Below are 12444 nucleotides of genomic sequence, written 5' to 3' on the forward strand. Positions count from 1 at the left end.
CCGCCGAGGCGGGTTTTTTATTTACGGCATCAACGATTACTCGTTGTCGGAACCGCCCAGACCTGCGTTCAGCAGTTCTGCCAGGCTCGCGGATGCATCTTCAGCAGTCACCTGCGGTGCAGCTGGCAGTTCGCCCGCAGCACGACGACGCATACGATCCTGATGGTATGCATAACCGGTACCCGCTGGGATCAGACGACCCACGATAACGTTCTCTTTCAGACCGCGCAGTTCATCACGTTTACCTGCAACAGCCGCTTCGGTCAGGACACGAGTCGTTTCCTGGAACGATGCTGCAGAGATGAAGGACTCGGTTGCCAGAGACGCTTTGGTGATACCCAGCAGATCGCGCGCGTAAGTCGCACCGATTTTGCCATTCGCTTCCAGGTCGCGGTTAGCGATCTTGACGCGTGAGTATTCAACCTGCTCGCCTTCGAGGAACTCAGAGCTGCCTGCGTTTTCGATGGTTGCTTTACGCAGCATCTGACGAACGATAACTTCGATGTGTTTATCGTTAATCTTAACGCCCTGCAGGCGGTATACGTCCTGTACTTCGTTAACAATGTAACGGGTAACAGCATGTACACCACGCAGACGCAGGATGTCGTGCGGCGCTTCTGGACCGTCGGAAACAACGTCACCACGTTCTACACGTTCACCTTCGAACACGTTGAGCTGACGCCACTTAGGAATCATCTCTTCGTACGGCTCGCTGCCATCTACTGGAGTGATAACCAGACGGCGCTTACCTTTGGTCTCTTTACCGAAGGAAATGATACCGCTGATTTCAGCCAGGATTGCCGGCTCTTTCGGACGACGTGCTTCGAACAGGTCCGCAACGCGTGGCAGACCACCGGTGATGTCCTTGGTACCGCCGGATTCCTGAGGAATACGCGCCAGGGTGTCACCAGAGCTGATCTGTACGCCATCTTCCAGCTGTACAATCGCTTTACCCGGCAGGAAGTACTGCGCAGGCATATCGGTACCCGGGATCAGAACGTCATTACCCTGAGCATCAACGATTTTCAGTGCAGGACGCAGATCTTTACCACCGGTAGTACGTTCAGCAGAATCCAGAACCACCAGAGAAGACAGACCGGTCAGCTCGTCGGTCTGACGAGTAATGGTCTGGCCGTCGATCATGTCAGTAAAGCGGATGAAACCACTTACTTCGGTGATAACCGGCATGGTGTGTGGATCCCAGTTTGCAACGGTTTCACCGCCTGCAACCTGCTCGCCATCACCTTTCGCCATAACCGCACCGTAAGGTACTTTATAGCTCTCTTTGGTACGACCGAATTCGTCGATCAGCTTCAGCTCGGTGTTACGAGAGGTCACAACCAGCTTGCCTGCGGAGTTAACAACCGACTTCGCATTGCTGAGCTTGATGCTACCTTTGTTTTTCACCTGAATGCTGGATTCAGCAGCCGCACGAGATGCCGCACCACCGATGTGGAACGTACGCATCGTCAGCTGTGTACCTGGCTCACCGATGGACTGTGCCGCGATAACGCCGATAGCTTCACCTTTGTTGATGATGTGGCCACGCGCCAGGTCACGACCATAGCAGTGCGCACAAACACCAAAGTCGGTGTCACAGGATACAACGGAACGCACTTTCACGGAGTCAACAGAGTTCGCTTCCAGCAGGTCACACCACTGTTCGTGCAGCAGCGTGTTGCGTGGAACCAGAATGTCTGCGGTACCCGGCTTCAGAATGTCTTCCGCGGTTACACGACCCAGTACGCGATCGCGCAGTGGCTCTTTAACATCACCACCCTCGATAACCGGGGTCATGGTGATACCTTCGAGGGTGCCACAATCGTCTTCAGTTACGACCAGATCCTGTGCAACGTCAACCAGACGACGCGTCAGATAACCGGAGTTCGCTGTTTTCAGTGCGGTATCCGCCAGACCTTTACGCGCACCGTGCGTGGAGATGAAGTACTGGAGTACGTTCAGACCTTCACGGAAGTTCGCGGTGATTGGCGTTTCGATGATGGAGCCATCTGGCTTCGCCATCAGACCACGCATACCTGCCAGCTGACGAATCTGTGCTGCAGAACCACGCGCACCGGAGTCGGCCATCATGTAAATGCTGTTGAAGGAAACCTGCTGCTCTTCTACGCCGTCACGGTTAATCACGGTTTCGGTCTGCAGGTTATCCATCATCGCCTTGGATACACGATCGTTCGCCGCAGCCCAGATATCGATAACTTTGTTATAGCGTTCGCCCGCGGTTACCAGACCAGACTGGAACTGCTCCTGGATCTCAGCAACTTCAGCTTCCGCTTCAGAGATGATCTCGTGTTTCTTCTCTGGGATGACCATGTCATCGATACCAACAGATGCACCTGAACGCGCTGCATAAGCAAAGCCGGTGTACATTGTCTGGTCAGCGAAGATAACAGTCGGCTTCAGACCCAGAATGCGGTAACAGGTGTTCAGCATTTTGGAGATCGCTTTCTTACCCAGCGCCTGGTTGACGATGGAGAAAGGCAGACCTTTCGGTACGATCATCCACAGAATGGCACGGCCAACGGTCGTGTCTTTCAGGCTGGTGTGCGCAACGAATTCGCCGTTTGCATCTTTTTCGTATTCAGTGATACGCACTTTAACGCGCGCATGCAGAGAGGCCAGGCCAGCGCGATAAATACGCTCAGCTTCTTTAGGGCCAGTCAGCACCATGCCTTCGCCTTTGGCGTTAACACAGTCACGGGTCATGTAGTACAGACCCAGTACAACGTCCTGAGAAGGAACAATGATTGGCTCACCGTTCGCTGGGGACAGGATGTTGTTGGTAGACATCATCAGCGCACGCGCTTCCAGCTGGGCTTCCAGCGTCAGCGGTACGTGAACAGCCATCTGGTCACCATCGAAGTCGGCGTTATACGCCGCACAAACCAGCGGGTGCAGCTGGATAGCTTTACCTTCGATCAGTACTGGCTCAAATGCCTGGATACCCAGACGGTGCAGGGTTGGTGCACGGTTCAGCAGTACCGGGTGTTCGCGGATCACTTCGTCCAGGATATCCCAAACGACAGCCTCTTCACGCTCAACCATTTTCTTCGCGGCTTTGATGGTGGTGGCCAGGCCACGCAGTTCCAGTTTGCCGTAGATGAATGGTTTGAACAGCTCCAGTGCCATTTTCTTCGGCAGACCGCACTGATGCAGACGCAGGTATGGACCTACGGTGATAACAGAACGACCGGAGTAGTCAACACGCTTACCGAGCAGGTTCTGACGGAAACGACCCTGTTTACCTTTGATCATATCGGCCAAAGATTTCAGAGGACGCTTGTTAGAACCGGTGATCGCACGACCGCGACGACCGTTATCCAGCAGGGCATCTACCGCTTCCTGCAGCATACGTTTTTCGTTGCGTACGATGATGTCCGGCGCAGCCAGATCCAGCAGACGTTTCAGACGGTTGTTACGGTTAATGACGCGACGATACAGATCGTTCAGGTCAGACGTCGCGAAACGACCACCATCCAGTGGAACCAGCGGACGCAGATCTGGCGGCAGAACCGGCAGAACGGTCAGGATCATCCACTCTGGTTTGTTACCAGACTGAACGAACGCTTCCAGCAGTTTAATACGCTTGGTCAGCTTTTTACGCTTGGTTTCGGAGTTGGTTTCGTTCAGCTCTTCACGCAGCTGCTCGCACTCTTGCTCCAGATCCATGCTCTTCAGCAGGGCCTGGATAGCTTCCGCACCCATTTTCGCGTCGAATTCGTCACCGAACTCTTCCAGCGCGTCCAGATACTGCTCTTCAGTCAGGATCTGGTGACGTTCCAGGTTCGTCATACCGCCTTCGATAACCACATAAGATTCGAAGTACAGTACACGTTCGATATCACGCAGCGGCATATCCAGCAGCAGACCGATACGGGACGGCAGAGATTTCAGGAACCAGATGTGCGCAGTCGGAGACGCCAGCTCGATGTGGCCCATGCGCTCACGACGCACTTTGGTCTGGGTCACTTCAACGCCACACTTCTCACAGATCACACCACGGTGTTTCAGGCGCTTGTACTTACCGCACAGGCACTCGTAGTCTTTTACTGGCCCGAAAATACGCGCACAGAAAAGGCCGTCACGCTCAGGCTTGAACGTACGGTAGTTGATGGTTTCCGGCTTTTTAACTTCACCGAAAGACCATGAACGGATCATGTCTGGCGAAGCCAGAGCAATTTTGATCGCATCAAACTCTTCGGTTTTAGTCTGCGCTTTCAGAAACTTTAATAAATCTTTCACGGATTTGCTCCCGTCGGAGTTAGCACAATCCGGTGCCGGGGGTTAACCCGGCACCAGTGACCTGTTTGAGCGAGAATTACTCGTCTTCCAGTTCGATGTTGATACCCAGCGAACGAATCTCTTTCAACAGTACGTTGAAGGACTCTGGCATGCCCGGTTCCATCTGATGGTTGCCGTCCACGATGTTTTTATACATCTTGGTACGACCGTTCACGTCATCAGACTTAACGGTGAGCATTTCCTGCAGGGTGTATGCCGCGCCGTATGCTTCCAGCGCCCACACTTCCATCTCCCCGAAGCGCTGACCACCGAACTGTGCCTTACCACCCAGCGGCTGCTGAGTAACCAGGCTGTAAGAACCGGTAGAACGAGCGTGCATTTTGTCGTCGACCAGGTGGTTCAGTTTCAGCATGTACATGTAACCTACGGTTACCGGACGCTCAAACTGTTCACCGGTACGGCCGTCAAACAGCGTAATCTGACCAGACGTTGGCAGACCACCCAGTTGCAGCAGCTCTTTAATTTCAGCTTCTTTTGCACCGTCGAAGACCGGCGTTGCAATTGGCATACCTTTGCGCAGGTTCTCTGCCAGACGCAGCACTTCTTCATCGCTGAAGGTGTTCAGGTCGACTTTCTGACGAACGTCGGTACCCAGATCGTAGGCACGCTGGATGAATTCGCGCAGTTTCGCGACTTCCTGCTGCTGTTTCAGCATGGCGTTGATCTTGTCGCCGATACCTTTCGCAGCCATACCCAGGTGGGTTTCCAGAATCTGACCGATGTTCATACGAGACGGTACGCCCAGTGGGTTCAGTACGATATCTACCGGCGTACCGTTAGCATCGTGCGGCATATCTTCGATCGGGTTGATCTTAGAGATAACACCCTTGTTACCGTGACGACCTGCCATCTTATCACCAGGCTGGATCTGACGTTTAACGGCCAGATACACCTTAACAATCTTCAGCACGCCTGGTGCCAGATCGTCGCCCTGAGTGATTTTGCGGCGTTTCGCTTCGAGTTTTTTCTCGAACTCGTGTTTCAGTTCGTCATACTGCTCAGCCAGCTGTTCCAGCTGATTCTGTTTCTCTTCGTCGGTCAGGCCCAGTTCCAGCCAGCGATCGCGTGGCAGTTTGTCGAGCTTCTCAGCTTCAACGCCACCGGCAACCAGCACCGCATAAATACGGCTGAACAGACCTGCTTCGAGGATCTGCAGTTCTTCAGACAGGTCTTTCTTGGCCTGCTTGAGCTGCATCTCTTCGATTTCCAGCGCACGTTTATCTTTTTCAACGCCATCACGGGTGAAGACCTGAACGTCGATAACCGTACCGGAAACACCGTTTGGTACGCGCAGAGAAGAGTCTTTAACGTCAGACGCTTTCTCACCGAAGATGGCACGCAGCAGTTTCTCTTCTGGCGTCAGCTGGGTTTCACCTTTCGGCGTCACCTTACCAACCAGAATGTCACCGCCGGTCACTTCCGCACCGATGTAAACAATACCGGATTCATCCAGTTTGGAGAGCGCTGCTTCACCCACGTTAGGGATGTCGGCCGTGATCTCTTCTGGCCCCAGCTTGGTGTCACGGGACACACATGCCAGTTCCTGAATGTGGATGGTGGTGAAACGATCTTCCTGAACCACACGCTCGGAGACGAGGATGGAGTCTTCGAAGTTGTAACCGTTCCACGGCATGAACGCTACGCGCATGTTCTGACCGAGCGCCAGTTCACCGAGGTCGGTGGACGGACCGTCTGCCAGCACGTCGCCGCGCTCAACTGGCTCACCCAGAGATACACAAGGCATCTGGTTGATACAGGTGTTCTGGTTAGAACGGGTGTATTTGGTCAGGTTGTAGATGTCGATACCCGCTTCGCCCGGATACATCTCGTCTTCGTTAACTTTGATAACGATACGGGATGCGTCAACGTACTGAACGGTACCGCCACGCTTAGCAACTGCAGTAACACCGGAGTCAACGGCAACAGCACGTTCCATACCGGTACCAACCAGCGGCTTATCAGCACGCAGAGTTGGAACGGCCTGACGTTGCATGTTCGCACCCATCAATGCACGGTTGGCGTCATCGTGTTCCAGGAACGGGATCAGGGACGCACCGACGGATACCACCTGCTGGGTGGATACGTCCATGTAGTCAACCTGGTCGCGGCTGAACAAGCTGGATTCGCCTTTGCTACGGCAGGTAACCAGATCTTCTACAAAGTGGCCTTCGTCATCCAGGTTGGAGTTCGCCTGAGCGATAACGTAGTTGCCTTCTTCGATAGCAGACAGGTAATGAATTTCGTCGGTTACAACACCGTCGGTCACTTTACGATACGGCGTTTCGAGGAAACCGTATTCGTTTGTCTGTGCGTACACGGACAGGGAGTTGATCAGACCGATGTTTGGACCTTCAGGCGTTTCGATTGGACATACGCGACCATAGTGCGTCGGGTGTACGTCTCGAACTTCGAAGCCTGCACGTTCACGGGTCAGACCGCCTGGGCCGAGTGCAGAGATACGACGTTTGTGCGTAATCTCAGACAGCGGGTTGTTCTGGTCCATGAACTGAGACAGCTGGCTGGAACCGAAGAACTCTTTCACTGCCGCAGAAATCGGCTTGGCGTTGATCATATCCTGAGGCATCAGGGTATCCAGATCGCCCAGAGACAGACGCTCTTTAACCGCACGCTCAACACGTACCAGGCCAACGCGGAACTGGTTTTCCGCCATTTCGCCTACGGAACGGATACGACGGTTGCCGAGGTGGTCGATATCGTCCACTTCGCCTTTACCGTTACGGATATCGATGAGCTTCTTCATCACTTCGATGATGTCGTCTTTGCTCAGGATACCGGAACCTTCGATCTCATCACGCAGCAGAGAACGGTTGAACTTCATACGACCTACCGCGGACAAATCGTAGCGGTCTTCGGAGAAGAACAGGTTCTCGAACAGGCTTTCAGCCGCTTCGCGAGTTGGTGGCTCACCAGGACGCATCATGCGGTAGATTTCAACCAGCGCGCTCAGACGATCGGTCGTTGGGTCGACGCGGATAGTCTCAGAGATATAAGGACCGTGGTCCAGATCGTTGGTGAACAGCGTTTCGATACGTTTGTGGCCAGACTGGCTCAGCTTAGCCAGCAGATCCAGGCTCAGCTCCATGTTAGCCGGGCAGATCAGCTCGCCAGTTGATTCATCAACGTAATCTTTCGCGGCTACTTTTCCTGCAATGTACTCAACCGGAACTTCGATGTGTTTGATATCATCTTTTTCCAGCTGGCGGATGTGGCGCGCGGTGATACGGCGACCTTTTTCCACATACACTTTGCCGTCGGCTTCGATGTCGAACGACGCGGTCTCACCACGCAGACGTTCCGGCACCAGCTCCATCTGCAGCTTGTTGTCGCGGATTTCAAAGATCACTTTCTCAAAGAACAGGTCCAGGATCTGCTCAGTGGTATATTGCAGCGCACGCAGAATGATGGTTGCAGGCAGCTTACGACGACGGTCGATACGGACAAACAGGTTGTCTTTTGGATCGAACTCGAAGTCCAGCCATGAACCACGGTAAGGAATGATGCGTGCGTTATACAGTACTTTACCGGAAGAGTGTGTTTTACCTTTATCGCTGTCGAAGAAGACGCCCGGGCTACGATGCAGCTGGGAAACGATAACACGCTCAGTACCGTTGATAACGAAAGTACCGTTGTCTGTCATGAGTGGAATTTCACCCATGTAGACTTCTTGTTCTTTAATGTCTTTTACGGTGCCTTCCGGCGCTTCGCGCTCGTAGATCACCAGACGCAGTTTTACGCGCAGCGGTGCGGAATAGGTCACGCCACGGATCTGACATTCCTGAACGTCAAACACCGGTTCGCCAAGGCGGTAGCTGACGTACTGCAGCTCGGAGTTACCGCTGTAGCTCTGAATCGGGAACACGGAACGGAAGGCGGCTTCCAGACCGTACTGCCCTTCAGGATCTTGCTCGATAAACTTCTGGAACGAGTCAAGCTGGATAGAAAGGAGATATGGAATGTCCAGAACTTGTGGACGTTTACCAAAATCCTTACGAATACGTTTTTTCTCGGTATAGGAGTAAACCATAGGGTTCCTCAGCTCGCTGACAAGTCGACCCATCTGTCCGACGAAGGGACAGTTTGTGCAACACCATTTTGTGGACCGGAAAATTGAATACTTTCCGCAATACCTGTTGCTATCACGCTTAAATCATTTCGTCGCGATTTACACAGAGCGAGCACCCTGTCGCAATATATTAAGTCGTCGATAGAAACATGCATTGTCAGGACAATCAGCAGTCAAACAGTGTGAAATGCTACTGATGCCTTACAGCGCAAAAAGGCTGGTGACTAAAAAGTCACCAGCCATCAGCCTAATTGCTTAGGCTGCAACCAGAAGGGTTGGCTTATTTAACTTCAACTTCAGCGCCAGCTTCTTCCAGAGATTTTTTCAGTGCTTCTGCGTCGTCTTTGCTCACGCCTTCTTTCAGCGCAGCTGGAGCAGATTCTACCAGGTCTTTAGCTTCTTTCAGACCCAGGCCAGTTGCGCCACGTACTGCTTTGATAACAGCAACTTTGTTAGCGCCTGCAGCTTTCAGAATTACGTCGAATTCAGTTTTTTCTTCAGCAGCGTCAGCAGCTGGGCCAGCAGCAACAGCTACAGCGGCAGCAGCAGAAACACCGAATTTTTCTTCCATTGCAGAAATCAGTTCTACAACGTCCATTACGGACATAGCGGCAACTGCTTCAATGATTTGATCTTTAGTGATAGACATTTAAATTGTTCCTGAAAATCAGAATAAGTTTATACGTAAGCAAATGCTTTATAAAGATAACTGCGATTAAGCAGCTTCTTTTGCATCGCGAACAGCAGCCAGAGTGCGAACCAGTTTGCCAGCCGAAGCTTCTTTCATGGTTGCCATCAGGCGTGCAATTGCTTCTTCGTAGGTCGGCAGGGTTGCCAGGCGATCGATTTGCGATGCCGGGATCAACTCACCTTCAAAGGCTGCAGCTTTGACCTCAAATTTTGCATTCGCTTTCGCGAACTCTTTGAACAGACGAGCAGCAGCGCCCGGGTGTTCCATAGAGTATGCAATCAGGGTCGGACCAACAAACGTGTCTTTCAGGCACTCGAAAGGAGTACCTTCAACTACGCGACGCAGCAGGGTGTTACGAACAACACGCATGTATACGCCAGCTTCACGACCTGCTTTACGCAGTTCAGTCATTTTGTCTACAGTAACGCCACGGGAATCCGCAACTACTGCAGACAGCGCGCCTTTGGCTACTTCGCTGACTTCAGCAACAATCGCTTGTTTGTCTTGAAGATTTAAAGCCATTAGCTTTGCTCCTGGATGTTTGCCGGAACTCATGTTCCGGAACTCACTTCACTCTCCCAAACGGAAAGAGCGTCTTAATACGGTGAGCAGAAACAAGCCAGAATATCCAAAAATAATCTTAGCGTTCTGTCACCGTCTACGCAGGGGATTAAGTCTCTTGCGAAACACCTGCGGTCTTCGACGGAGGCCTGGATTAGGCCAGGCTCCAACGAACAATTCTTTTAGCCGCTAACTTTTGTTAGCAAACGTGGGGGTAAGATTGTAGACAAAATCACCGCCCACGTAAAGGCATTAGTTTGCAGCAGCGCTCAGGCCAGCCTGGTCAACTGCAACACCTGCACCCATGGTGGTGGAGATGCTAACTTTCTTGATGTACACGCCTTTCGCCTGAGTTGGTTTTGCTTTTTTCAGCGCAACCAGCAGAGCTTCCAGGTTTTCTTTCAGTTTGTCAGCGTCAAAGTCCACTTTACCGATGGTGGTGTGGATGATGCCGTTTTTGTCGTTACGATAACGAACCTGACCTGCTTTAGCGTTCTTAACCGCTTCAGCAACGTTAGGCGTTACAGTACCCACTTTCGGGTTTGGCATCAGGCCACGTGGACCCAGAACCTGGCCCAGCTGGCCAACAACGCGCATTGCATCTGGAGATGCGATAACAACGTCGAAGTTCATTTCGCCTTTCTTGATCTGGTCAGCCAGATCTTCCATACCTACCAGTTCAGCGCCAGCAGCTTTAGCAGCTTCTGCGTTTGCACCCTGAGTAAATACAGCTACGCGAACGGAACGGCCAGTACCGTGTGGCAGTACAGTTGCACCACGAACGTTCTGATCAGATTTACGAGCATCGATGCCCAGGTTAACAGCAACGTCAACGCTTTCAACGAACTTAGCAGTAGCCAGTTCTTTCAGCAGAGCGATAGCTTCGTTGATGTCGTACTGTTTGGTCGCATCAACTTTGTCACGGATCACGGACATGCGCTTGGTCAGTTTAGCCATTTCTTAGTCCTCCACTACCAGGCCCATGGAACGTGCAGTACCTTCGATGGAGCGAGTCATCGCTTCAATGTCGGCACCAGTCATGTCGGCAGCTTTGGTCTGCGCGATTTCCTGCAGCTGAGCGCGGGAAATTTTACCCACTTTGTCTTTGTTCGGTTTACCGGAACCAGACTTGATACCCGCCGCTTTCTTCAGCAGAACTGCTGCTGGAGGGGTTTTGGTAACGAAAGTGAAAGAACGGTCAGCGTAAACAGTGATTACAACTGGGATTGGCAGACCTTTTTCCAGGGATTCGGTTTTGGCGTTGAACGCTTTACAGAATTCCATGATGTTCACACCCTGCTGACCCAGAGCTGGACCAACTGGTGGACTTGGGTTCGCCATACCAGCTGCAACCTGCAGCTTGACGTAGGCTTGTACTTTCTTAGCCATTCTAAAATCCTCTGATTGGGTAATAGCGCCTCAGGGAGGCTCCCCGTGAATAAAATTCGTTTTACGGGCCGAGACCCATAAAAACAAAAGGCGCGAAATTGTATTCCAATCTCGCGCCTTGTGCAACGATTAAATCGCCGCTTTTTTGATCGCTGCTTAGGCTTTCTCTACCTGAGCAAAGTCCAGTTCTACCGGGGTCGCACGACCGAAGATAGAGACGGAGACTTTCAGGCGGGACTTCTCGTAGTCCACTTCTTCAACCACACCATTAAAGTCAGCAAACGGACCGTCATTAACACGAACCATTTCACCCGGCTCAAACAGCGTTTTCGGACGCGGCTTATCACCCACCTGCTGCAGGCGGTTCATAATCGCATCAACTTCTTTGTCGCTGATTGGCGCCGGACGGTCAGACGTGCCGCCGATAAAGCCCATCACGCGCGGTACGCTGCGCACCAGGTGCCAGCTCGCGTCGTTCATAACCATCTGAACCAGCACGTAACCCGGGAAGAATTTGCGCTCGCTTTTGCGACGCTGGCCGCCACGGATCTCAACCACTTCTTCGGTCGGAACCATAACTTCGCCAAATAACTCTTCCATGTTGTGTAATTTGATATGCTCACGCAGCGACGTTGCTACGCGGCCTTCAAAACCGGAAAACGCCTGAACGACGTACCAGCGCTTTTTAGGGGCTTCAGACATCTCAGAACCTCAGGCCAGTGATAAAGGATACCAGGCGAACCAGAATACCATCCAGTCCCCACAGGATCAGTGACATTACAGCGGTAACCGCCGCTACAATCAGCGTGGTGTGCAATGTTTCCTGGCGAGTCGGCCAAATCACCTTGCGGACTTCGGTACGCGCTTCGCGTGCAAAAGCGACAGTCGCTTTGCCTTTCGTCGTCAACAGCGCGACACCACCCGCTGCAGCAATCAGAATTACCACTGCAAGCGCGCGTAGCGGCAGCATAATGTCACGATAAAGGTAGTTGCCGACAATCGCTACGATCAGCAGAACGGCTACCACTACCCATTTCATCGCTTCCAGGCCGCGCCCGCTCCCTTGAGCTTCGGTATTCGCACTCATAAACCAACCTGTCAGAAGTATTCTACAAACATTTTCACCCCGCGATTGCGAGGCAAACCAAATCGAAATGCTCATTCGCTTTTCGGATTATACGCTCTCTGCAGAGCCTGTCTCAGCAATGATTATGACAAAAATAATCACTGATGAGCCAGGTTCTGATCTGAAAGCGTGCAAAAAGGGCATCAAATGATGCCCTTTTATTGCGCATTGCGTCAAATGTTATCAGCAATTAGCCGAGAACTTTAGCAACCACGCCCGCGCCAACGGTACGGCCACCTTCACGGATTGCGAAACGCAGACCGTCATCCATCG

Annotated in this window: 9 protein-coding genes; all 9 read right to left on the reverse strand. The window is 52.4% G+C overall.

The features are described from left to right. Positions 1 to 36: 36 nt before the first annotated feature. Positions 37 to 4260: a DNA-directed RNA polymerase subunit beta' gene (gene rpoC, locus L977_RS22340; protein ID WP_014882066.1), complete on the reverse strand. Its 4224-nt coding sequence runs from the start codon at positions 4258 to 4260 to the stop codon at positions 37 to 39. Positions 4261 to 4336: 76 nt separating this feature from the next. Beyond that, positions 4337 to 8365, reverse strand: a complete 4029-nt coding sequence (rpoB, locus tag L977_RS22345; protein WP_014882065.1) for a DNA-directed RNA polymerase subunit beta — start codon at positions 8363 to 8365, stop codon at positions 4337 to 4339. Between the two features lie 319 nt (positions 8366 to 8684). Continuing rightward, positions 8685 to 9053, reverse strand: coding sequence for a 50S ribosomal protein L7/L12 (gene rplL / locus L977_RS22350; protein ID WP_014882064.1), 369 nt, complete (start codon positions 9051 to 9053; stop codon positions 8685 to 8687). Positions 9054 to 9119: 66 nt separating this feature from the next. Continuing rightward, the gene (gene rplJ, locus L977_RS22355) at positions 9120 to 9617 is read right to left on the reverse strand and encodes a 50S ribosomal protein L10 (RefSeq protein WP_004097644.1); all 498 of its coding nucleotides are present in this window, start codon (positions 9615 to 9617) and stop codon (positions 9120 to 9122) included. Between the two features lie 291 nt (positions 9618 to 9908). Further along, positions 9909 to 10613 (reverse strand): 50S ribosomal protein L1, encoded by a 705-nt coding sequence (gene rplA, locus L977_RS22360; RefSeq protein ID WP_013095000.1) that lies wholly within the window; start codon positions 10611 to 10613, stop codon positions 9909 to 9911. Between the two features lie 3 nt (positions 10614 to 10616). Continuing rightward, positions 10617 to 11045 carry a 50S ribosomal protein L11 gene (gene rplK, locus L977_RS22365; protein ID WP_008503452.1) on the reverse strand — a complete coding sequence of 143 codons (429 nt, stop codon included), beginning with the start codon at positions 11043 to 11045 and terminating at the stop codon, positions 10617 to 10619. A gap of 156 nt (positions 11046 to 11201) precedes the next feature. Then, positions 11202 to 11747 (reverse strand): transcription termination/antitermination protein NusG, encoded by a 546-nt coding sequence (gene nusG, locus L977_RS22370; protein ID WP_003862341.1) that lies wholly within the window; start codon positions 11745 to 11747, stop codon positions 11202 to 11204. 1 nt (position 11748) lies between these two features. Next, positions 11749 to 12132: a preprotein translocase subunit SecE gene (gene secE, locus L977_RS22375; protein ID WP_013094999.1), complete on the reverse strand. Its 384-nt coding sequence runs from the start codon at positions 12130 to 12132 to the stop codon at positions 11749 to 11751. A gap of 229 nt (positions 12133 to 12361) precedes the next feature. Beyond that, on the reverse strand, positions 12362 to 12444 hold an 83-nt coding region (locus L977_RS24195; RefSeq protein WP_000340867.1), incomplete at its 5' end, for a hypothetical protein.

Origin of the sequence: Enterobacter sp. ZOR0014 (assembly GCF_000798855.1) — a bacterium.
GTDB classification, from domain to species: domain Bacteria; phylum Pseudomonadota; class Gammaproteobacteria; order Enterobacterales; family Enterobacteriaceae; genus Enterobacter; species Enterobacter kobei.

Bases quoted from the DNA above. Each gene is read 5' to 3' on its own strand.
- nusG (WP_003862341.1), bottom strand. From the start codon at position 11,747: ATGTCTGAAGCCCCTAAAAAGCGCTGGTACGTCGTTCAGGCGTTTTCC.
- rpoB (WP_014882065.1), bottom strand. From the start codon at position 8,365: ATGGTTTACTCCTATACCGAGAAAAAACGTATTCGTAAGGATTTTGGT.
- rplJ (WP_004097644.1), bottom strand. From the start codon at position 9,617: ATGGCTTTAAATCTTCAAGACAAACAAGCGATTGTTGCTGAAGTCAGC.
- rplK (WP_008503452.1), bottom strand. From the start codon at position 11,045: ATGGCTAAGAAAGTACAAGCCTACGTCAAGCTGCAGGTTGCAGCTGGT.
- rplA (WP_013095000.1), bottom strand. From the start codon at position 10,613: ATGGCTAAACTGACCAAGCGCATGTCCGTGATCCGTGACAAAGTTGAT.
- secE (WP_013094999.1), bottom strand. From the start codon at position 12,132: ATGAGTGCGAATACCGAAGCTCAAGGGAGCGGGCGCGGCCTGGAAGCG.
- rplL (WP_014882064.1), bottom strand. From the start codon at position 9,053: ATGTCTATCACTAAAGATCAAATCATTGAAGCAGTTGCCGCTATGTCC.